This is a genomic window from Caulobacter segnis ATCC 21756 (genome assembly GCF_000092285.1).
Lineage (GTDB): Bacteria > Pseudomonadota > Alphaproteobacteria > Caulobacterales > Caulobacteraceae > Caulobacter > Caulobacter segnis.
The window spans coordinates 3,720,209-3,741,013 of the sequence record NC_014100.1 but is presented as its reverse complement, the minus strand read 5'-3'; the positions used below and the strand labels follow the sequence as shown (position 1 = coordinate 3,741,013).

Sequence of the window (20,805 nt, the reverse complement as noted above, 5' to 3'; positions counted from 1 at the left end):
TGCGCCTCCGGACCTACCAGAACCCCGACGGGCTCCCGACGTTCCGCGCGAGGCCAACCAAGCCTTGCCATGCGGCGAGTCGAGCCGGATGTTGCGCCCATGGACGCCCGCATCGCCTCGCTTTACCGCCACCCCGTCAAGGGCTTCACGCCCGAGCGCCTGGCCTCGGTCACGCTGGAGCGCGAAGCCTGCTTCCCCTGCGACCGGCTTTATGCGGTCGAGGACGGGCCCAGCGGCTTTGATCCAGCTGCGCCCGACCACGTGTCGAAGATGAAGTTCACGGTGCTGGCCAAGATTCCGGCCGTCGCCCGGGTTCGCACCGCCTATGACGAGGCGACCGGGGTGCTGAGCGCCAAGGCCGACGGCCATCCCGATTTCGCTGGAGACCTGCGTGGCGCGGATGGCCGCGCGGACTTCGAGGCTTGGCTAACCGCCTTCCTCGGCGAGGAAGCCCGCGGTCCCTTGCGGGTTCTCGAAGGCCCCGGCGCGCACCGGTTCATGGATAGCAAGTCCGGCTTCGTCTCGATCGTGAACCTGGCCAGCGTGCGCGATCTTTCCCAACGCCTCGGCCGCGACCTGGACCCCTTGCGTTTCCGCGCCAACCTCTATGTCGAGGGCTGGCCGGCCTGGGCCGAAAATGGCTGGACGGGCCGGACGCTGACGATCGGCGGCGCGACCGCCCAGGTTCTCAAGCCCATCGTCCGTTGCGCCGCCACGCACGTTGATCCGGAAACGGGCGAGCGCGACGCCGACCTCGTCAAGGCGCTGTTCGACCACTACGGCCACATGTTCTGCGGGATCTATCTGACCGTGACGGCCGCCGGCGCGGTGGGCGAGGGGGATGGGGTGGCTCTAACCTAGGCGGCTTGGTGCATCCATCTGTTGATGGAGTATACGGGCGACGACCACACCTTCCTTCATCGGCGTATAGAAGATGACGTGGGACCGAAAGACGTACTTTCGGCAGTCCTCTTCGATCCATTCCGCAGCGACGCCGACGTAAGGTTCACGGGCGATCTTTTCGAGCGTGGTGGACAGGTCGCGAATGTAGCCGTCGGCGACCCTTCGGCCCCATTGACGAACGGTGTAGGTCCAGATTTCGCGCATATCGAAGCGCGCTAGCGGCGTCAGCTCATAGTGGCTCACGACTGGGCGTCGTAGTCCGTGTTGACCTCCGCGAGGAAGGTGTCGACATCGAACGGCTCGGGCTTGCCGCTCTCAAAGCCTTCCCTCACGGCGGTCCGGAGCGCCGTGAGCTTGGCTTCGTGATCCTCCAGCAGGCGTAGTCCGGCGCGAACGACCTCGCTCGCCGAGCCATATCGTCCCTCTTCGACCTTCTCCGTGATGAAGGACTGAAAATGCTCACTAAGGACGATCGAGGTGTTCTTGCTCATGGCGACCTCCAGGTTAAGCGGAAAATACCAAAACTTGGTACCGCATTCAATCTCGCCACCCGGCCGCCGACGCGCTAAATCCCGGCCCATGACCCAGACCCTCGTCAAAGCCTGGACTGCCGCCAAGGATCGTCTGAAGGACGCCGGCATCGATCAGCCGTCGATCGACGCGCGCCTGATGCTGGAAGTCGCCGCCGGCGTCACCCGCACCGAGATCGTCACCGATCCCTATCGCGAACTCACCGCCGAACAGGCGGCGATGCTGGACGAGTTCCTGACGCGCCGCGCCCGCCGCGAGCCGGTCAGCCACATCATCGGCCGCAAGGGCTTCTGGAAGATCCTGCTGCAGGTGAACAAGAACGTCCTCACCCCGCGTCCCGAGACCGAGGTCATCGTAGACGAGGTGCTGAAGGCGTTCCCCGAGGCCATGCCGTTCTCGATGCTGGACCTGGGCGTCGGCTCGGGCACGATCCTGCTGGCGGTTCTGGCCGAGCGGCCGGCGGCCAAGGGTCTGGGCGTGGACGCCTCCAGCGAGGCCCTGGCCGTGGCGCGCGACAACGCCGCCAATCTGGATCTCAACAACCGCGCGACCTTCCTGCACGGCGACTGGACGGCGGGCCTGGCCGACGCCAGCTTCGACCTCGTCGCCTCCAATCCGCCCTATATCCCGTCGGCGGTGATCGAGACTCTGGAGCCCGAGGTGCGCGACCACGAACCCCGCCTGGCGCTGGACGGCGGCGCCGACGGCCTGGACGCATATCGCCTGCTGGCGCCGGAGATTCTGCGGGTGCTGAAGCCCGGCGGCATGTTCGCCGTCGAGATTGGCTACGACCAGTCTAAGGCGGTCGAAAGCCTGTTCAACGCGGCGGGCGCCCAGCAGGTGCGGACGACCAAGGACCTGTCCACGCACGACCGTGTGGTGACCGGGGTGAAAAATCCCTTGGAAACCGGGGCGTGAACCGCTAGACGAGTCATGTCTCCTTCCAGATCGCCGGGTGACGGGAAAAGTTAGCGCTTCGAGCGCTCGCGACACCCCCTCGGCAGGCGCGCCCGGTCCGCCGGTCGCCGCGCCGCAAAGAGCAGGGCGGGGGCTCTACGGAAACCAGTGTCTCTGAAACGAACAGGGTTCGACCCGCCCAGAGACCAACAAGGCCGGATGCGCCAGCCTCAAGACTGACCCTCCGGACAGGTCCAGAAGAGAACATGAGAGATTTCAAGGGCATGAAGCGCCAGCGCGGCCGCAACAATCGTGGCGGCAACGGTGGCAAGCCTCAGCAGCACAACGCCAACCGCGCGTTCGATTCGAACGGTCCGGAAGGCGTGAAGGTGCGCGGCGCGGCCCAGAGCGTCTACGAGAAGTACCAGCAGTTGGCCCGTGACGCCTCGTCGTCCGGCGACCGGGTGCTCGCGGAAAACTATCTCCAGCACGCCGAGCACTACTTCCGCGTCCTGCGGGCCATCCAGCCGAATCGTCCGGTGTCCGACATCGTCGGCAAGGACGTCTACGCCGCCTACGAGATCGACTTCGAGGCCGAGCCGCCGGAAGAGCCGGAAGTCAGCGAGGCTCCGGCCGAGCAGGCCCAGGGCGAAGGCGCCGACGGCGAGACCGGCGAGCAGCGGCGCGACCGCTTCGAAAGCCGCGACCGCGATCGCAACCGGGATCGTGACCGCAACCGCGACGACCGCCCCCGCGAAGGCGAAGGCCGCCGCGACCGCTGGCGCGACCGCGACGACCGCGACCGTGACCGCAATCGAGACGACCGTCCCCGTGATGATCGGCCCCGTGACGACCGTCCGCGTGATGACCGTCCTCGCGACGATCGTCCGCGTGATGACCGTCCTCGCGACGATCGTCCGCGTGACGACCGGCCGCGCGAAGACCGCTTCCGCGACCGTGACGACCGTCCCCGGGACGAGCGCCCCCGCGACGACCGTCCCGCCGCCGAGGGCGAGCAGCCGCAAGGCGAGGGGCAGGGCGAATTCCGTGAGGGCCGCCGCCGCCGCGACCGCAACCGCGATCGCGACTGGCAGCCGCGCGGCGAGCGCGATCCGCTGGCCGTGATCGAGCCGGAAGCCTCGCCCCTGACCGCCGAGGCCCCGGCCAGCGAGGGCTCGCCCCTGCTGCGCGGCCAGGACGGCGCCGTCAGCCACGCCCCGGCGTTCCTCGGCCGCAAGACCGAACGCGCCGCCCCCGAGGCGGCGCCCGCGCCCGAAGCCTCGGCCGACGGCGAAGAGGTCAAGAAGCCCCGCCGCCGCCGCGCCCCGCGCAGCTTCGAGGCCAGCGAGGCGGCTCCGGCCGACACTGGCTCCGACGAAGGCTGATCCCTTCGGGACTGAATGCGAAAGGGAGCCGTGAAAGCGGCTCCCTTTTTCGTTGGGCGTTCGTATGCGTCGATCCGTCTCGGGGGATCGGCCCTCCCGTCGCCCGTGAGGCTCTAGTGGGGCGCCAACTTCCACGATAGGGTCTGAATCGACAACAGGGCGGAGCCGACAATGGCCGGAGCGCGTAAGCTTACCCCTGAACCTTCAGCCCAGCGGCGCGCGGCCGCTGCGGACGACGCGCGCTATCGCGCTATCGTCGACACGGCGGTCGACGCCATCGTGGTCATCGACGAACGCGGACGGATCGAGGCGTTCAATCCAGCCGCCGAGCGCCTGTTTGGCTATTCGGCCGCCGACATGATCGGCCAGAACGTCAACCGGCTGATGCCTGAGCCCTATCACGGCGAACACGACGGCTATCTGGAGCGCTACCACAGCACGGGCGAGCGCCGGATCATCGGCATAGGACGGGAAGTCAGCGGCCGGCGCAGCGACGGGACGACATTTCCGTTGGAGCTGTCGATCGCCGCATGGCGCGACGATGATCGCCGGTTCTTCACGGGGGTCATGCGCGACGTGACGGATCGCCGCCGCGCCGAAGAGCTGCAGCGGCTGATGATCAACGAGCTGAACCACCGGGTGAAGAACACCCTGGCCACGGTTCAGTCCGTCGCCGGACAGACGCTGCGCAACGCCGACGACCTGGAGGGGGCTCGGGAGAGCCTGACCCGTCGTCTTCTGGCGCTGGCGCAAGGGCACGACATCCTGACCCGCGAGAGCTGGGACGGCGCGGATCTCGCCGACATCGTCGACGCCGTGGTGGCCGCCCATGGCGAGGCGGAAAGGTTTTGCGTCGACGGGCCGCCGGTCCGCTTGGCGCCAAAGGCGACCTTGGCCCTATCCATGGCGCTGCATGAACTGATGACCAATGCCGCCAAGTATGGCGCGCTCTCCCACCCCGATGGGCAGGTGCGCCTGACCTGGAGGCGGACCGAGGACGCGCCCGGCGAGCGGCTGCAACTGCGCTGGGAGGAAACCGATGGGCCGCCTGTCACCGAGCCGACGCGTCAGGGTTTTGGCACCCGTCTCATCACCGGCGGGTTGGCGCGGGAGCTTGGCGGCTCCGTCGCTCTCGACTACCGACCGGCGGGTGTCATCTGCGAGATCGACGCGGAACTCGCCCGCACCGGCCAGTCGAACCGTTTCATCAGCGGCGCGGCCTGATCCGATCCGGATTCTCGTCGTCGAGGACGAGATCTTCGTCGCGATGCTGGTCGAGGATCTGCTGGGTGACCTGGGCTATAGGGTCGTCGGTCCGGCCGCCTCGGCGCGGGCGGCGATGCGGGCCGTGGAGGACGAAGAGTTCGACTTCGCGCTGCTGGACGTAAACCTGGGCGACGGAGAGACCTCGTTCGAGACCGCCGAGATGCTGCGCTCGCGCGGCGTGCCCTTCGCCTTCGTCACCGGCTATGGCGCGCAGGGCGTGCGATCGGATCTGCGCGACGTCCCCATCCTTTCCAAGCCGATCGATCCTCGCCAACTGGCGCGGATCCTCGAGACTCTGAACTAGGCGCCGCGTCCAGCCCGAGTCGAACTTCCGCCGCCGCCTGGCGTTAGGCCCTGGTCGTCAAGCTCAGGAGCCGCCCATGCGCCTCGCCGCCGCCCTTGCCCTGTCCATCTTCGCCGCCGGATCGGCCTCGGCTGCTTTTGCGGCCGCGTCGGGCGACTGGCGCGCTGACGCCAAGCCCGGAGACGTCCGTCGCTTGGAGCGTCTGGATCAGGCCTGGAGCGAAGCGCTGGCCCAGGCGCGCGCCGGCGGCTACGGGCGGCAGGTGAAGGCCCTGGGCGCCGTGACCGATCCTCGTGTCTCGTTGTCCCGTCCGCAGCCGACTCCGGGAAGCTACCGCTGCCGCACGATCAAGCTGGGCTCGCCCAACAACGGCCTGCCGTTCGTCGCCTACGGCTGGTTCCGCTGCCGGGTGGCGCTGACGCCGGGCGGCGACCTAGTGCTGGAAAAGGTCACCGGCTCGCAACGCCAGTCCGGCAATCTCTATCCCGAGGCCCCGCGTCGCCTCGTGTTCCTGGGCGCGGTGGCCTGGGGCGTCGACGAAGGCCGCGCGCGCTACGGCCGCGATTCCGAGCGCGACCAGGTCGGCGTGTTCGAGCGCATCGGCGCCGGCCGCTATCGCTTGGCCCTGCCGTGGCCCAAGCAGGAGTCGAAGCTGGACCTGCTGGAATTGCGGCGCTGATCAGGACCAGGGACAGCGTTCGGCGGGCATGACAATTCGGTAAGTCTGATCCGAGGCCGTTGCCTCGACGCCGGGGTCGCCGATAAGCTTGTGTCGAGTTGGAAACATACTGATCGCCATGCGCCGCCTGACCTTGCCGCTCTATCTCGCCGCCGCGACGGCTCTGGGCGGCTGCGCCTACAACGCCGACCTGGGGCGCGATCAGCTGCTGATCGTCAACGACGACAACCTGGCCCGCGACGGCGAGAAGGCCTGGGCCGACACCCTGCGTACGGCCTACATCTCCAAGGAACCGCGCAAGAACGACCGGGTCCGCGCCGTCGGCCAGCGGGTGATCAACGCCGCGGGCCTTTCCGACCGGCCTTGGGACTACGCGGTGTTCCTGGACGAGGCGCCGAACGCCTTCGTGCTGCCGGGCGGCCATGTCGGGGTGACGGTGGGTCTCTTGGCCATGGTGCAGAACGACGACCAGCTGGCCGCCGTGATCGGCCACGAGGCCGGCCACGTCGTCGCCCGCCACGCCGCCGAGCGCGCCTCTCAGCAGACCACGGCCAAGGTGCTGCTCGGCATCGCCGGCGCGGCGACGGGCGGCACCGAGTTTGGCAAGCTGCTGAAGGACCACGGCGACGACGCGGCCAAGTACGGCGTGCTGCTGCCGTTCTCGCGCAAGCAGGAGCTGGAGGCCGACCGCATGGGCGTCGACTTCATGCAGCGCGCCGGCTACCGCCCCCGCGAGGCGGTGAAGCTGTGGCAGAACATGCAGGCGATGGACCAGGCCAAGGGCCAGGGCGGCGGGGATCTGGGCTCGACCCACCCTTCGGACACGGTGCGGATTCAGGCGCTGGAACGATATCTGGCCAGCAAGGGCTGGTAGGGCCTTGTGTGGCTGAACGGCCACACCTAAATGCCCCTCAGGATGCGTTGTGCTTGATCAAGGCGACGTGTCCTGATCCGCCTAGGAAGGGGACATTATGAACATCGATCTCTACTCTGATCGCGCCAAGCAGGCCGTTCAGTCTGCCCAGAGCCTGGCCCTCGCGCGGGGCCACCAGCAGTTCGCGCCCGAACACATTCTGAAGGTCCTGCTCGAGGAGAAGGACGGGCTTTCCCGCGCCCTGATCCAGAGCGCCGGCGGCCGCCCCGACCAGCTGGACGGCGGCGTCGAGACCCTGCTGGCCAAGACCCCGCGCGTCGACGGCGCCGGCGGCCAGCTCTACATGAAGCCCGACACCGCCCGAGTCTTCGCCGAGGCCGAGAAGGCCGCCAAGACGTCGGGGGACGCCTTCGTCACCACCGAGCGCCTGCTGATCGCCATCGCCAAGGAAGGCGGCGAGGCGGCCAAGCTCTTCAAGGAAGCCGGCGTCTCGGCCCAGAGCCTGGAGACCGCCGCCAACGCCGTCCGCAAGGGCCGCACCGCCGACAGCGCCAACGCCGAGGAAGGCTATGACGCGCTGAAGCGCTACGCTCGCGACCTGACCCAGGCCGCCCGCGACGGCAAGCTCGACCCCGTGATCGGCCGCGACGAGGAGATCCGCCGCACGATCCAGGTCCTGTCGCGCCGCACCAAGAACAACCCCGTCCTGATCGGCGAGCCCGGCGTCGGCAAGACCGCCATCGTCGAGGGCCTGGCCCTGCGCATCGTCAATGGCGACGTGCCCGAAAGCCTGAAGGACAAGAAGCTGCTCTCCCTCGACATGGGCAGCCTGATCGCCGGCGCGAAATATCGCGGCGAGTTCGAGGAGCGCCTGAAGGCCGTGCTGGCCGAGACCACGGCGGCCGAGGGCTCGATCATCCTGTTCATCGACGAGATGCACACCCTGGTCGGCGCCGGGAAGACCGACGGCGCTATGGACGCCTCCAACCTGCTCAAGCCGGCCCTGGCGCGCGGCGAGCTGCACTGCGTCGGCGCCACGACGCTGGATGAGTACCGCAAGCACGTCGAGAAGGACGCGGCCTTGGCTCGTCGCTTCCAGCCGGTGTTCGTCAGCGAGCCGACGGTCGAGGACACCATCTCGATCCTGCGCGGCCTGAAGGAGAAGTACGAGGTCCACCACGGGGTGCGGATCAGCGACAGCGCCATCGTCGCCGCCGCGACCCTGAGCAACCGCTACATCGCCGACCGCTTCCTGCCCGACAAGGCGATCGACCTCGTGGACGAGGCCTCCAGCCGCGTGCGCATGCAGATCGATAGCAAGCCCGAGGAGCTGGACGAGATCGACCGGCGCCTGGTGCAGCTGAAGATCGAGCGTGAAGCCCTCTCGAAGGAAACCGACGCGGCCTCGCGCCAGCGCCTGGAGAACCTCGAGACGGAGATCGACGATCTGCAGTTCCGGTCGGACGAGATGACCGCCAAGTGGAAAGCCGAGAAGGAGAAGGTCGGCGGCGCGGCGCAAGCCCGTGAAGCCCTCGACCGCCTGCGCGCCGACCTCGCCAACGCCCAGCGCGCCGGCGACTTCGCCCGCGCCGGCCAGATCCAGTACGGCGAGATCCCAGCCCTGGAAAAGCGCCTGGCGGAAGCCGAGGAGGGCGACACCCAGGCTCTGACGCCCGAGGTCGTCGACGCCGAGCAGATCGCCGCCGTCGTCAGCCGCTGGACCGGCGTGCCCGTCGAGAAGATGCTCGAAGGCGAGCGCGACAAGCTCTTGAAGATGGAAGACCAGCTGCGCGGTCGCGTGGTCGGTCAGGACGAGGCCCTGGAGGCCGTCTCCGACGCCGTCCGCCGCGCCCGCGCCGGCCTGCAGGATCCGTCCAAGCCGATCGGCTCTTTCCTGTTCCTGGGCCCGACGGGCGTGGGCAAGACCGAGCTGACCAAGAGCCTGGCCGAGTTCCTGTTCGCCGACGAGGCGGCCATCACCCGGATGGACATGTCCGAGTACATGGAAAAGCACTCGGTCAGCCGCTTGATCGGCGCGCCTCCCGGCTATGTCGGCTACGACGAGGGCGGGGCGCTGACCGAGGCCGTCCGTCGCCGTCCGTACCAGGTCGTGCTGTTCGACGAGATCGAGAAGGCTCACCCCGACGTCTTCAACGTGCTGCTGCAAGTGCTGGACGACGGTCGCCTGACCGACGGTCAGGGCCGCACGGTCGACTTCCGCAACACGCTGATCATCATGACCAGCAACCTGGGCGCCGAGTACTTGGCCAACCAGGAGGAAGGCGAGGACGTCGAGGCCGTTCGGCCGATGGTGATGAACACGGTGCGCGGCCACTTCCGCCCCGAGTTCTTGAACCGTATCGACGAGATCATCCTGTTCAAGCGCCTGTCGCGCCACAACATGGGCGACATCGTCCGCATCCAGCTGCAGCGGGTCGAGAAGCTGCTGGCCGACCGCCGCATGAGCCTGGCGCTGGACGCCGAGGCCCTGAACTGGCTGGCCGACAAGGGCTACGACCCGGTCTACGGCGCGCGCCCCTTGAAGCGCGTGATCCAGAAGGAGCTGGTCGACCCGATCGCCAAGAAGCTGCTGGCCGGCGAGATCGAGGACGGCGGCGTCATCGCCGTCGGGGTCGCCGATGGGCAGCTGTCCTTCGGCAAGGCGGTGCTGCAGTAAGCCTCCCTAGGCGGCGGCCGCCTCCAGCGCCGCCGCCCGTTCGGCCAGCAGAGCGCGCTCCAGGCTCGTCTCGCCGGCCCGTCGGGCCGCGGCGATCAGGGTCTGGTCCAGGAGGTCGCGCTGGGCGTGGCTGCCGCCGAAGCGGGCGGCGTGGTTGCGCACCCGCCGCAGCAGGTCGCACGCCGCGCCGTCCTCGCCGCGCCCGTAGGCGATCAGGGCTCGCGCCACGGGCAGCCCGACCTCCCGGGTGAAGCCGGCGTTATCGCCGACGCCCGCCGCCGCGGCGGACATGGCGGCCAGGGCCGCCTCCGCCTCGGCCTCGCGGCCCGCGCCGACGAAGGCCATCATCGCGTGGGCGTCGTCGAAGGCGTAGAGGCCGCGCGGTTGCTGGGCATACAGGTCCGCCAGCCGCGCCCAGCGCTCGCCGACATCCACGTTCAGCAGCGTCAGCCGCCACAGCAGGGCGGCGGCGTCGACCAGGTTGACGGCCATGGTCGAGCGGCCGCCCTCTATCGGCCCGTCATACAGGGCTAGGACCTCGTCGATCCGCCCCAGCCCCATGTGGAACAGCGCCAGGTGCCACCAGTTGTGGATCTGGAAGAAGCTCTGGCGGCTCCAGACGTCGCTGCTCGTCGTCAGCCAGGCGACGCCTTCCTCGCGGCGGTCCTGCATCTCCAGCACGTGGGCCACGGCGTGCAGCGCCCAGTTGTTGCGAGGCTCCAGCTCCACGGCCCGCCGCCCGACCGCCTCGGCGCGGGTGTAGAAGCCGGTCTCCTCCAGCCCGAAGGCGTGCATGCCCAGAACCGCGTGATGTCCGGGCATGCCCGGTGACCAGGCCGGCAAGGCCCGCGCGATGCGATCGCGCAGCATGCGGCTGTCACCGTACGAGAAGTCCATCAGCTGGCCGACCTGCAGCGCCAGCACGTCGCGCGGCCAGGCGAGGGCCACATCCTCGAGAATGCGGCCGGCGGCGCGCATTTCGCCGCCCAGGAGCGCGGCGACCGCCGCCAGGTGCCCCGCCTCGCGATCGTCGGCCGGCAAGGCCTTGGCGGCCTCGTAGGCCTCGACCCCCGCCTGGGCGGTCGGCGGATCCGAGCCGATCAGCGTCATATAGGCCAGCAGGACATAGGCCATGACAAAGCCCGGGCTGTCTTCCAGGGCGCGTTGCAACAGAGGACCTGGCTCGCCGGCATAGCAATGGTAGGCGTCCAGGGCCTGCTGATAGAGTTCCGCCGCCGGGGCGCTGGCGCCCGACAACGGGAGCCCGTACTGATCCTTCACAGCCATCTGTCGTATCCTTGTTCTCGAAGCCATGGAGTACGCGGTGAGCCGGTCTCGACACTAGCGGTCACGCGGTCGGTTTCGAGAAGTCCGATTTTCCGCAATGATCAGAGCGACTTGGCGGCCGGTCGATGGAGGAGAGCAGCAATGTCGGCGCAGCCGCCGGAAAAAACCGCACCGTCGGTGGAGTTCCAACCTCAAAGCAAGGGCGAGCGGACCCGCGAACGCATACTCGACCTGACCTTCGAGGCGGTGATCCGCAAGGGGTTCGCCGCGACCTCGATCGAGGAGCTGGTCGAGGCGGCCGGCCTGACCAAGAGCGGCTTCTTCTACCATTTCCGCGACAAGGCCGATCTCGCCCGGCAATTGATCGAACGCTACAATGCCGAGAGCAATCGCGCGTTCGATGCGCTGATGCTGCGAGCGCGCGAGCTGAGCGACGACCCGCTGCACGCCTTCCTGGTGTTCCTGAAGCTCTACGCCGAGGCCATGGCGGAGGTCGCCGACGCCCATCCGGGCTGCATGGTAGCCACGGTCACCTTCCAGGACCGCGCCTGGGACCGTTCGCTGCGCCAGACCACCCTCGACAGCGTCGCGGCGTGGCGCGGGCGGCTGATCGACTGGCTGGACGAGATCGCCGCCGCTTATCCTCCCAAGGGCAAGGCCAGCGCGGCCGACCTGGCCGAGGCTCTTCTGGCCTTCACCTACGGCGGTCTGACCCTGACCAAGGCGTTGGGCGACCCCACGGCGATCAGCCGGCAGGTCCTGATGTTCCGCGAGACGATCCGGCTGCACTTCCTGGGGGCGTAGCGTCCCGCCACTTTCCCCCTCGCGCCCTTCGCGCTATCTCCCCTCATGGCTAAACCCAACAAGCTGATCGTCGAGTTCGACATCGAGGTCGATGGAGACCCGTATGTCTGGCGCCTGCATCGCCTGCCGCAGTGGTCCTACGACCCGTCGGAGCGGCACGGCAAGGTGATCGCCGTGCGCCACAAGGAGGGCCAGCGCGAGGCGCTGATCGAGTTCCCGCCCGGTCCCAAGCCCAAGTTCAGCGCCCCGCCGCTGAAGCCCTCGCAGATCCCAGTCCGCATCGTCGCCAAGGCCATCGCCTCGGCCATCGAGGCCGGCTGGGAGCCGCTGTCGCGCGGCAAGCCGGTGGTGATCTACGTGGACGAAGAGGGGGCGTGACGCGCTTCACCGCGCCCCAAGCCCCGCCATCATCACGCTCAGCAACCGCCGCGCGCCGGTGTCCCAGCCGGGCTGGTCGTAGCCGACGCTGAGGCCACTCATCATCCGCAGAATGTCCTCGAAGCCGATGTCCTCGCGGATGTCGCCGGCCGCGTGGGCGGCGTCGGTCAGCCGTTGGAGCGTCGAGAGGATCGTCGCGCCCGAGTCGGCGTAGAGCTTCGAGCCCTCGCCCGGATCGGCGCGCAGGGCCGGGGCCACGACGCGCTTGGTGGCCATGTAGTCGATCAGCAGATCCAGCCAGGCGCCGAGCGCCTCGCCCGCCGAGCGCTGGGCCAGAAGGCTGTCGGCCGAGGCCGCAAGTTGCTGGATTTCGCGCGCATAGACCGCCGCGATCAGGGCCTCGCGCGTAGGAAAGTGGCGATAGAGCGTGCCGATGCCGACGCCGGCTCGCCGGGCGATGTCCTCCAGCGGCGCCTCGGCGCTGGTCTCGGTGAAGGCCGCCTTGGCCGCGGTCAGCAGAAGCTCGCGGTTGCGCAGGCTGTCGGCGCGGGGTTTACGCGCCTTGGTTTCGGATTCTTCGGGCATCGACCTTGAAAAACGGAGGAGGCCTCCGAATATGTATCCGGAGCTGCCCTCCATTTAACCCGGTTGGGCGAGCTTGGACAACATTCCCTCAAGGACGAGAGAGCCATGACCGAGCAATTCGGAGCCAAATCCACCACTGACGACGTCCTGGCGGGCGTGGACTTGAGCGGCAAGCGGGTGCTGGTCACCGGCGTCTCGGCCGGCCTGGGCGTCGAGACCGCCCGAGCCCTGGCGGCGCACGGGGCCGACGTTGTCGGAGCGGCCCGCGACCTGGGCAAGGCCGAGGCGGCGACCGCCGCCGTGCGCGAAGCGGCCGCGACCGGCGGCGGTTCGCTGCAACTGATCCAATTGGACCTGGCCGACCTGAAGAGCGTTCGCGCCGCCGCCGACGCCTTGGTCGAGGATGGCCGTTCGTTCGACCTGGTCATCGCCAACGCCGGCGTGATGGCGACGCCGTTCGGCAAGACGGCCGATGGCTTCGAGACCCAGTTTGGGACCAATCACCTCGGCCACTTCCTGTTCGTCAACCGCATCGCCGACCTGCTGAAGGCGGGTTCGCGCGTGGTGTCCCTGGCTTCGGCCGGACATCGCTTCTCGGACGTCGATCTCGAGGACCCGAACTTCGAGACCACCGAGTACACGCCGTTTGGCGCCTATGGCCGCTCCAAGACCGCCAACGTCCTGTTCGCCGTCGAGTTCGACCGGCGGCACAAGGCGCGCGGCGTCCGAGCCGCCGCCGTGCATCCGGGCGGCATCCATACCGAGCTGAGCCGACACCTGGACCCGGTCTTCATCCAGCAGTGGCTGGACCAGCTGAACGCGGAGGCCGCCGCCCAGGGGCAGCCTCCGATCCAGATGAAGACCATTCCGCAAGGCGCGGCGACCAGCGTGTGGGCCGGGGTCGTAGCGCCGGCCGAGGCCGTCGGCGGACGCTATTGCGAGGACTGTCACGTGGCCGAACGGGTCGAGAGCGACTCGCTGCTCCGTGCTGGCGTCCGTCCCTACGCCGTCGACCCGGCGCGCGCCCAGGCCTTGTGGGCGTTGAGCGAGAAGATGGTCGGCGAAGCGTTCTAGCCACCGACCGCCACGGCGCGCGCCCGGTCCTCAAGGCTGGGCGCGCTAGGCGCCGAAGCCCGCCGCGACGACCGCCCGCGCCACATTCGCGTGGACGGCGTTGCGGGCCGCCTCGTCGCCGCCGCGGTCGTGGAAGGCGGCGATCAGGATGGGACCTCGTCCCGGCGGCCAGGCGATGGCGACGTCGTTGGTGATGTCGCGGCCGTTGTTGCCGGTCTTGTCGCCGACGCGCCAGCCGGGCGGCAGGCCCGCGCGCAGCCGCCGGTCGCCGGTCTTGTTGGCGATCAGCCAGTCGCGGAACTGCTGGCGCGAGGCGGGGGAGAGGGCGTCGTCCAGCAGCAGGGTCTTCCACGTCGCCAGCATGGCCGCGGGGGTGGTGGTGTCGCGCGGATCGTCGGGCGGGCCGCGGTTCAGTTCCGGCTCCAGCCGGTCGCTGCGGGTGGTCTGATCGCCGATGGCCCGCAGGAAGCGGGTCAGGGCCGCCGGGCCGCCGCTCGCGCCGCCCAGGGCCTCGAACAGCAGGTTGGCCGCGGCGTTGTCGCTGAGCGTGATCGTCGCCTCGCACAGCTGGCCGATCGTCATGCCGTCCTGGACATGCTTCTCGACGATCGGCGAGTTGTCCATCAGCACCTCGGGCCCGAAGGTCACCCGCCGGTCCAGCCGCTCACGGCCCTGGTCGACACGGCGCAGGATGGCGGCGCTAAGCGGGGCCTTGATCGTGCTGCACATGCGGAAGCGCTGGTCGCCGCGCCAGGCGAAACGGCGGCCGTCGTGGGTGTCCAGTACGGCCAGGCCGATCCGGCCGCCGCTGGCCTTCTCCAATTCGTTAATACGTGAGCTAAGGTCTTTCGTCGCCATGGCGCGGTCGCGGGCCAGGGATGGGCCGGCGACGGACAGCAGGGCGGGCGCGGCCGCCAGGGCCGTGATCAGGGTTCTACGATGCAGCATGTGGGGTTCTCCTCGACGCGGAAACTGCCCAGGCCTGGCTTTCCGCGCAAACGACGATAGCTTGGCGCACCCATTAGCTGGATTAGGGTCTGACGCTTGAGCCGCGCCCAATTGCCCCTCAACGCCCTGCGCGCTTTCGAGGCCTCGGCGCGCCACCTGTCCTTCACCAAGGCCGCGATCGAGCTGTGCGTGACCCAGGCGGCGATCAGCCATCAGGTGAAGGGCTTGGAGGCCCGGCTGGGCGCGACGCTGTTCCGCCGGCTGCCCCGGGGTCTGGCCCTGACCGACGAGGGCTTGGCCCTGCTGCCGTCGGTGCGGGAGTCGTTCGACCGCCTCGACGACACCCTGGCGCGCTTCGAGGGCGGCCGGGTCACAGAGGTGCTCAGCGTCGGGGTGGTCGGCACCTTCGCGGTCGGCTGGCTGCTGCCGCGCCTGCCGGCCTTCCGCGAAGCCCATCCGTTCGTCGACCTGCGACTCTTCACCAACAACAACCGCGCCGACCTCGCGGGTGAGGGGCTGGACTGCGCCATCCGCTTCGGCGACGGGGCCTGGCACGGGACCGAGGCCGCGCCGCTATTCGCCGCGCCCATGAGCCCGCTGTGCGCCCCAGCGGTGGCCGAGCGCCTCTCGGGCCCTCAGGACCTATTCCGCGAGACCCTGCTGCGCAGCTACCGCGCCGCCGACTGGCCCGACTGGTTCGCGGCCGCCGGCCTCTCGCCGCCGCCGATCCGCGGGCCGGTGTTCGACAGCTCCTGGGTGATGGTCGAGGCGGCGATCCAGGGGCTTGGCGTGGCGCTGGCGCCGCCCGATATGTTCATGCGAGACCTCGCCCAAGGACGGCTGGTCCGGCCCTTCGAAATCGAGGTCGGGGCGGGCCGCTACTGGCTGACCTGGCTGAAGTCGAAGGCGCCGAGTCCCGCCTTGAAGGCCTTCCTGGCGTGGATTTCGGCGTCGGAAACGGAATAATTTTTGCGGGAACCAAAGCGCGCGAAGCGGGTTCGTGCGCGGGTTATAATGTACCTATATTTCAATGCTTAAGCTTGGCCCGGAAGCGCCGGAATCGCGCCTATCTTTGGCCAAGTTCGGCTGTCCGTTTTGAGGATGCGAGCGTTGCAGGACGCCGCGTCAATACGGACGAGAAACAGATGATAGCAAGCACCAAGACCATGATGGTCGCCGCCGCCCTGGTGATGGGCGGCCTTACGGTCAGCGGCTGCGCGACCAAGAAGTACGTCAACACCCAGGTTGGCGCCGTCAATGAGCGGGTCAGCGCTCACGACACCCAGATCGGCGAACTGGACAAGACCTCCAAGGAGGCCCTGGACCGCGCCATCGCCGCCGGCAAGCTGGCGGAGGGCAAGTTCCAGTACGCCCTGGTGCTGTCCGACGACTCCGTGAAGTTCCCGGTCAACGCCGCGACCCTGTCGCCCGAGGCCGAGCAACGTCTGTCGGAGTTCACCGAGAAGCTCAAGGCCGACAACAAGAACGTCTACCTCGAGATCCAGGGTCACACCGACAACTCGGGCTCGAAGGAATACAACGACGAGCTGGGTGAAAAGCGCGCGGAAACGGTGCGCAAGTTCCTGAGCCAGCACGGCGTCGCCCTGAACCGGATGGCGACGATCTCCTACGGCCAGGAAGCTCCGGTCGCCCCGAACGAAACGCGCGAAGGCCGAGCCCAGAACCGCCGCGTCGTCGTGATGGTGCTCAGCTAGTTTCTCCCGCGTTCCGGATCGGCTCTCCGGTCGGCATCAAGCCGGAGAGCTGGTCCTGGGCGGACTCGCCGGCGCGGGAGTGAGCGCCGCGCCGGCGAGGATTCCGTCCTAGGCTTTGAAGCGATCCGCCGGCTGGCTGCGCGACAGGTTGGGATAGAGCTTGGCCTTGGCGGCGAGGGCGTTGTTCCAGTCCGCCGCGTCGGGCAGGGACGGGATCGTGACCAGCTCGCCCTGATCGAAGCCCGCCAGCGCCGCGTTGACCATGTCGTCGACGCCCATGACCATGTTCGGATCCAGCGCGTCGACGTCCGAGCCCGAGCGCTCCCAGATTTCAGTGCGCGTGGCGCCCGGCAGCACCGCTTGGAGCCGCACGGCGGAGTCGGCGAACTGCACGCGCAGCCCCTGGGTCAGATACGTTACGAAGGCCTTGGTCGCGCCGTCGACCGGCATGTTCAGCTCCGGCATCAGCCCGACTACGGACGCTAGGTTGATGATCGTGCCGGCGTTGCGCGGGACGAAGTTGCGGGCCGCCGCCGCCGCCAGCCGCGTCACGGCCGTCACGTTCAGCTGGATCATCTTCTCGAACGCGTCCGGATCGGACCCGACGAAGTCGCCCGCGCCCGCGACGCCAGCGTTGTTGATCAGGGTGGAGATGGCCGGATCGGAGGCCAGGCGCTCTTCCAGCTTCAGGAGGTCGGCCTTGTTGGTCAGGTCGGCCTTGATGACCTCGACCTTCACGCCGGTCTCGGCGCGCAGGCGCTCGGCCAGGGCGTTGAGGCGCGCCTCGTCGCGGGCGACCAGGATCAGGTCTTGGCCGCGCTTGGCCAGGCGGTCGGCATAGGTTGCGCCGATGCCGGTGGAAGCGCCGGTGATCAGGGCCGCGCCCCCAGGGACGCCTTGGGTGTTGCTGTCGCTCATCGTTCTCTAAAGTCCCTCGCCGTGGCCCCATCGGTCCGGCTCGTCATCCTAGCTATGGAGTAACTTGCATTTCGCAAGTTACTCGCCAAATATTTCGTCATGAGCAAATCTGAACGCCCGCCCACCCAATGTCCGGTCGCTCGCACGCTGGAGCGGGTGGGCGATGTCTGGACCTTCTTGATCCTCCGCGACGCCAGTCACGGTCTTGGACGTTTCGACCAGTTCGAGAAAAGCCTAGGCGTGGCGCCGAACATTCTGACCAAGCGCCTGGCCGCCCTGGTCGAGAACGGCCTGTTGGAAAAGCGCGCCTATAGCGCCCGACCGCCGCGCTACGAATATGTTCTGACGGACCTCGGGCGGGACTTCGGCGGGGTGCTGACGGCGATGCTGGCCTTCGGCAACCGGCACTTCGCGGTCGAGGGGATCGCAGGGCAGCTGGTCGACCGCGAGACAGGCCGGGCGGCCGAACCGGTCCTGGTCGACCGGGTCAGCGGCAAGCCGATCACGCCGGAGCACTTCACCTACGCGGCCGGGCCGGCGGCGGGGGCCGAGGTGCTGGACCGAGTAGCGTTCATGGCCGCGCGGGCCTCGCAGGCCTAGCTCTCAGCATCCGGAAAATGTGTTGTCGGCGATCGCTGGTATCGGCAACGTTCGCGCGCCTTTTGCGGAGTCGCCATGCGCCTGTCCCTCGTCCTCGCCGCCAGCCTGATGGCGGCTGGCGTCGCCCACGCCCAAACGCCCGCCCCTTCGACGGACCAACCTCTGTTGCGGACCGTCGCCGCCGACGTCGATCCGAAGGCGCTGGAGAGCACGATCCGCTCGCTGGTCGGCTTCGGCACGCGCCACACCCTGTCGGACACCAAGTCGGACAAGCGCGGCATCGGGGCCGCGCGACGCTGGACCAAGGCGCGGTTCGAGGCGATCTCCAAGGACTGCGGCGGCTGCCTGACCGTCGAGACGCCGTCCCAGGTCTTCACCGGCCGCCGCGTGCCCAACCCGACCGAGGTGATGGACGTCCTGGCGATCCAGAAGGGGACGAGCGACCCCAACCGGGTGATCATCATCGCCGGCCATATCGACAGCCGCGTCACCGACGTCATGAATTTCACCAGCGACGCGCCGGGCGCCAATGACGACGGCTCTGGCGTGGCGGCGGTGATCGAGGCCGCGCGGGTGCTGTCCAAGCACAAGTTCCCCGCCACCCTGGTGTTCGCGGTGCTGTCGGGCGAGGAGCAGGGCCTCTTGGGCGGCAAGGTGCTGGCCGACTACGCCAAGGCCAACGGCTGGAAGGTCGAGGCCGACCTCAACAACGACATCGTCGGCAACAGCCGCGGCCAGAGCGGGGTGATGGACAACACCCACGTCCGGGTCTTCTCGGAAGGCACCAAGGCGGTCGAGACGCCGGAGCAGGCCAACGGCCGGCGCTACAACGGCGGCGAGGTCGACAGCCCCTCGCGCAACCTGGCCCGCTACCTGGACGGCCTGGCCGACAGGTACCTGACGAACTTCGACGTCGTGATGGTCTATCGCACCGACCGCTACGGCCGGGGCGGCGACCAGGTGCCGCTGCTGGAGGCCGGTTATCCGGCCGTGCGCGTGACCGAGGCCGTCGAGAACTACGACCGCCAGCACCAGGACCTGCGGACCGAGAACGGCAAGGTCTATGGCGACACGATCGAGGGCGTGGATTTCGCCTATCTGGCGCAGGTCACGCGGCTGAACGTTGTGGCGATGGCGAGCCTCGCCTCCGCCCCGCCGCCGCCGTCGGGCGTGAAGATCGAGGGCGCGGTCAGCCCGGACACCAAGGTCTCCTGGGCCCCGACGCCCGGCGCGGCCGGCCACCGCGTCTGGTGGCGCGTGACGACCGATCCGACCTGGCGCCTGAACCGCTGGGTTCCCGGTCCCGCCGCAACCGCGACCCTGAAGGACGTGGTCATCGACGACTACTTCTTCGGCGTCTCGTCGATCAGCCCCGACGGCTGGGAGAGCCCGATCGTTTTCCCCGGGCCGGCCGGCAGCTTCGAAAGCCCGCCGCCCGCGCCCAAGCAACCCTAGGCGATCAGGTCCGGATCGTTCCGCTTCAGCCAGGCCGCCGCATAGGAGCAAAGCGGGGTGATCCGCATGCCCTCGGCGCGAGCGGTCTCGGCGACCTTGGTCATCAGCCGTCCGGCGGCGCCCGTGCCGCGCAGGGCGGGGTCGGCCTCGACGTGCGGGATCACCAGCCGATGCCCCGAGCGCTGGTAGTCGGCCACGGCCAGCAGGCCGTCGACTTCCAGCTCGTAGCGGCTGAGTTCGGGGTTATGGCGGAAGGTGTCGGTCATGAACTTTCCAACGCTTGATGCTCTCCCGCGTTGCGGGTGAGGATCATATGGCCTCAGACCAGCTCCACCGCCATCGCCGTGGCCTCGCCGCCGCCGATGCAGAGCGACGCCAAGCCCTTCTTGCCGCCGCGCGCCTGCAGGGCCGCGATCAGGGTGCAGAGGATGCGCGCGCCGGACGCGCCGATCGGGTGGCCCAGGGCGCAGGCGCCGCCGTTGACGTTCAGCTTGTCCTCGGGGATGCCGAGTTCCTGCTGGGCGATCATGGCGACGACGGCGAAGGCCTCGTTGACCTCGAACAGGTCGACGTCCTCGACGCTCCAGCCCGCCTTCTTCAGCGCTTTCTTCATGGCCGGGACCGGGGCGGTGGTGAAGAGGCCGGGCTCGTGGGCGTGGGCGGCGTGGCCGGCGACGCGGGCGACGATCGGCAGGCCCAGGGCCTTGGCGACGCTCTCGCGGGTCATGACCAGGGCCGCGGCGCCGTCGCTGGTCGACGAGCTGTTGGCCGCCGTGATGCCGCCGTCGCGGGCGAAGGCCGGGCGCAAGGTCGGGATCTTGGCCGGATCGGCCTTCAGCGGTTGTTCGTCGGTGTCGACGACCTCGGTCCCCTTGCGGGTCTGGACCGTCACCGGGGCGATCTCGCCCTTGAAGGCGCCGCTCTCGATGGCGCTCTTGGCCTTGGCGAGGCCCTTGGTGGCGTAGGCGTCCATCGCCTCGCGGGTGAACTGGTACTGGGCGGCGGTGTCCTCGGCGAAGGCGCCCATCAGCTTGCCGGGGGTGTAGGCGTCCTCCAGGCCGTCCAGGTACATCGAGTCCCAGATCTGGTCGTGGCCGATGCGGGCGCCGCCGCGGTGCTTGGCCATCAGGTACGGCGCGCCCGTCATGCTCTCCATGCCGCCGGCCACGACGAGGTCGACCGAGCCGGCCGCCAGGGCGTCGTGCGCCATGATCGCCGCCTGCATGCCGCTGCCGCACATCTTGTTGACCGTGGTCGCCTCGACCGACAGGGGAAGTCCCGCGCCCAGCGCCGCCTGGCGAGCCGGCGCCTGGCCAAGCCCGGCCGGCAGCACGCAGCCCATGATGATCTGCTCGACCTTGTCGCCGGAGACGCCTGCGCGCTCGATGGCGGCCTTCACCGCCGTCGCGCCGAGTTCGGTGGCCTTCACGCCGCCCAGCGCGCCCTGGAAGCCGCCCATCGGCGTGCGGGCGTAAGAGACGATGACGACGGGATCGGCGGCGGACATGACTTGCTCCCTACAAAG

The 20,805-nt window shown here is 68.8% G+C and carries 23 protein-coding genes and 1 pseudogene; 16 read left to right on the top strand and 8 right to left on the bottom strand.

Annotation, left to right across the window (positions count from 1 at the left end; all coding sequences use genetic code 11):
• Nucleotides 1-99 precede the first annotated feature (99 nt).
• A complete protein-coding gene (locus tag CSEG_RS17145; RefSeq protein WP_013080493.1) occupies nucleotides 100-861 on the top strand; it encodes an MOSC domain-containing protein in 762 nt (253 codons plus the stop codon).
• On the opposite strand, the gene CSEG_RS17140 is transcribed toward CSEG_RS17145, so the two are convergent.
• Both CSEG_RS17140 and CSEG_RS17135 read right to left on the bottom strand, forming a co-directional pair.
• Nucleotides 853-1,146, bottom strand: coding sequence for a type II toxin-antitoxin system RelE/ParE family toxin (locus CSEG_RS17140; protein ID WP_013080492.1), 294 nt, complete (start codon nucleotides 1,144-1,146; stop codon nucleotides 853-855). The genes CSEG_RS17145 and CSEG_RS17140 overlap by 9 nt on opposite strands.
• Nucleotides 1,143-1,394, bottom strand: coding sequence for a type II toxin-antitoxin system ParD family antitoxin (locus tag CSEG_RS17135; protein WP_013080491.1), 252 nt, complete (start codon nucleotides 1,392-1,394; stop codon nucleotides 1,143-1,145). The genes CSEG_RS17140 and CSEG_RS17135 overlap by 4 nt, the downstream gene beginning before the upstream one ends.
• Before the next feature lie 88 nt (nucleotides 1,395-1,482).
• Between CSEG_RS17135 and prmC the strand changes: the two genes are divergently transcribed.
• The 8 genes and pseudogenes from prmC to clpB all read left to right on the top strand — a co-directional run bounded on the left by prmC (nucleotide 1,483) and on the right by clpB (nucleotide 9,516).
• On the top strand, nucleotides 1,483-2,352 hold the full coding sequence (prmC, locus tag CSEG_RS17130) for a peptide chain release factor N(5)-glutamine methyltransferase (protein WP_013080490.1): 870 nt from the start codon (nucleotides 1,483-1,485) through the stop codon (nucleotides 2,350-2,352).
• A 37-nt stretch (nucleotides 2,353-2,389) separates the two neighbouring features.
• Nucleotides 2,390-2,601 (top strand): annotated as a pseudogene (locus tag CSEG_RS23805) (hypothetical protein).
• The gene (locus tag CSEG_RS17125) at nucleotides 2,598-3,716 is read left to right on the top strand and encodes a DUF4167 domain-containing protein (protein ID WP_013080489.1); all 1,119 of its coding nucleotides are present in this window, start codon (nucleotides 2,598-2,600) and stop codon (nucleotides 3,714-3,716) included. Before CSEG_RS23805 ends, CSEG_RS17125 begins: the two are co-directional and overlap by 4 nt.
• A 171-nt stretch (nucleotides 3,717-3,887) precedes the next feature.
• Nucleotides 3,888-4,940 carry a sensor histidine kinase gene (locus tag CSEG_RS17120; RefSeq protein WP_041538355.1) on the top strand — a complete coding sequence of 351 codons (1,053 nt, stop codon included), beginning with the start codon at nucleotides 3,888-3,890 and terminating at the stop codon, nucleotides 4,938-4,940.
• Between the two features lie 10 nt (nucleotides 4,941-4,950).
• The gene (locus CSEG_RS17115) at nucleotides 4,951-5,286 is read left to right on the top strand and encodes a response regulator (RefSeq protein WP_083778494.1); all 336 of its coding nucleotides are present in this window, start codon (nucleotides 4,951-4,953) and stop codon (nucleotides 5,284-5,286) included.
• A gap of 76 nt (nucleotides 5,287-5,362) precedes the next feature.
• Entirely contained in the window at nucleotides 5,363-5,965 is a 603-nt protein-coding gene (locus CSEG_RS17110) for a DUF4893 domain-containing protein (protein ID WP_013080488.1), read from the top strand.
• A gap of 118 nt (nucleotides 5,966-6,083) precedes the next feature.
• A complete protein-coding gene (locus CSEG_RS17105) occupies nucleotides 6,084-6,839 on the top strand; it encodes a M48 family metallopeptidase (protein WP_013080487.1) in 756 nt (251 codons plus the stop codon).
• Nucleotides 6,840-6,936: 97 nt separating this feature from the next.
• On the top strand, nucleotides 6,937-9,516 hold the full coding sequence (clpB, locus tag CSEG_RS17100; RefSeq protein WP_013080486.1) for an ATP-dependent chaperone ClpB: 2,580 nt from the start codon (nucleotides 6,937-6,939) through the stop codon (nucleotides 9,514-9,516).
• 6 nt (nucleotides 9,517-9,522) lie between these two features.
• On the opposite strand, the gene CSEG_RS17095 is transcribed toward clpB, so the two are convergent.
• Nucleotides 9,523-10,803 (bottom strand): tetratricopeptide repeat protein, encoded by a 1,281-nt coding sequence (locus CSEG_RS17095; protein WP_013080485.1) that lies wholly within the window; start codon nucleotides 10,801-10,803, stop codon nucleotides 9,523-9,525.
• A gap of 141 nt (nucleotides 10,804-10,944) precedes the next feature.
• Here CSEG_RS17095 and CSEG_RS17090 point away from each other — a divergent pair, with 141 nt between their 5' ends.
• Both CSEG_RS17090 and CSEG_RS17085 read left to right on the top strand, forming a co-directional pair.
• A complete protein-coding gene (locus CSEG_RS17090; RefSeq protein WP_013080484.1) occupies nucleotides 10,945-11,607 on the top strand; it encodes a TetR/AcrR family transcriptional regulator in 663 nt (220 codons plus the stop codon).
• A 45-nt stretch (nucleotides 11,608-11,652) separates the two neighbouring features.
• Nucleotides 11,653-11,985 carry a hypothetical protein gene (locus CSEG_RS17085; RefSeq protein ID WP_013080483.1) on the top strand — a complete coding sequence of 111 codons (333 nt, stop codon included), beginning with the start codon at nucleotides 11,653-11,655 and terminating at the stop codon, nucleotides 11,983-11,985.
• A gap of 6 nt (nucleotides 11,986-11,991) precedes the next feature.
• Here CSEG_RS17085 and CSEG_RS17080 read toward each other — a convergent pair whose 3' ends face one another.
• Nucleotides 11,992-12,570 (bottom strand): TetR/AcrR family transcriptional regulator, encoded by a 579-nt coding sequence (locus tag CSEG_RS17080; RefSeq protein WP_013080482.1) that lies wholly within the window; start codon nucleotides 12,568-12,570, stop codon nucleotides 11,992-11,994.
• Between the two features lie 105 nt (nucleotides 12,571-12,675).
• Between CSEG_RS17080 and CSEG_RS17075 the strand changes: the two genes are divergently transcribed.
• Nucleotides 12,676-13,644 carry an SDR family NAD(P)-dependent oxidoreductase gene (locus CSEG_RS17075; protein ID WP_013080481.1) on the top strand — a complete coding sequence of 323 codons (969 nt, stop codon included), beginning with the start codon at nucleotides 12,676-12,678 and terminating at the stop codon, nucleotides 13,642-13,644.
• A 45-nt stretch (nucleotides 13,645-13,689) separates the two neighbouring features.
• Here CSEG_RS17075 and bla read toward each other — a convergent pair whose 3' ends face one another.
• Nucleotides 13,690-14,592 carry a class A beta-lactamase gene (bla, locus tag CSEG_RS17070; protein WP_013080480.1) on the bottom strand — a complete coding sequence of 301 codons (903 nt, stop codon included), beginning with the start codon at nucleotides 14,590-14,592 and terminating at the stop codon, nucleotides 13,690-13,692.
• A gap of 96 nt (nucleotides 14,593-14,688) precedes the next feature.
• Between bla and CSEG_RS17065 the strand changes: the two genes are divergently transcribed.
• Nucleotides 14,689-15,558, top strand: coding sequence for a LysR family transcriptional regulator (locus tag CSEG_RS17065; protein ID WP_013080479.1), 870 nt, complete (start codon nucleotides 14,689-14,691; stop codon nucleotides 15,556-15,558).
• Between the two features lie 179 nt (nucleotides 15,559-15,737).
• On the top strand, nucleotides 15,738-16,307 hold the full coding sequence (locus tag CSEG_RS17060) for an OmpA family protein (protein ID WP_013080478.1): 570 nt from the start codon (nucleotides 15,738-15,740) through the stop codon (nucleotides 16,305-16,307).
• A 108-nt stretch (nucleotides 16,308-16,415) separates the two neighbouring features.
• On the opposite strand, the gene CSEG_RS17055 is transcribed toward CSEG_RS17060, so the two are convergent.
• Entirely contained in the window at nucleotides 16,416-17,225 is an 810-nt protein-coding gene (locus CSEG_RS17055) for an SDR family NAD(P)-dependent oxidoreductase (protein ID WP_013080477.1), read from the bottom strand.
• A 99-nt stretch (nucleotides 17,226-17,324) separates the two neighbouring features.
• Here CSEG_RS17055 and CSEG_RS17050 point away from each other — a divergent pair, with 99 nt between their 5' ends.
• Nucleotides 17,325-17,825, top strand: coding sequence for a winged helix-turn-helix transcriptional regulator (locus CSEG_RS17050; RefSeq protein WP_013080476.1), 501 nt, complete (start codon nucleotides 17,325-17,327; stop codon nucleotides 17,823-17,825).
• 75 nt (nucleotides 17,826-17,900) lie between these two features.
• Nucleotides 17,901-19,280 (top strand): M20/M25/M40 family metallo-hydrolase, encoded by a 1,380-nt coding sequence (locus CSEG_RS17045; RefSeq protein WP_013080475.1) that lies wholly within the window; start codon nucleotides 17,901-17,903, stop codon nucleotides 19,278-19,280.
• Here the strand turns inward: CSEG_RS17045 and CSEG_RS17040 are convergent.
• On the bottom strand, nucleotides 19,277-19,546 hold the full coding sequence (locus CSEG_RS17040; protein WP_013080474.1) for a GNAT family N-acetyltransferase: 270 nt from the start codon (nucleotides 19,544-19,546) through the stop codon (nucleotides 19,277-19,279). The genes CSEG_RS17045 and CSEG_RS17040 overlap by 4 nt on opposite strands.
• Nucleotides 19,547-19,599: 53 nt before the next feature.
• Entirely contained in the window at nucleotides 19,600-20,787 is a 1,188-nt protein-coding gene (locus CSEG_RS17035; RefSeq protein ID WP_013080473.1) for an acetyl-CoA C-acyltransferase, read from the bottom strand.
• Nucleotides 20,788-20,805: the final 18 nt, after the last annotated feature.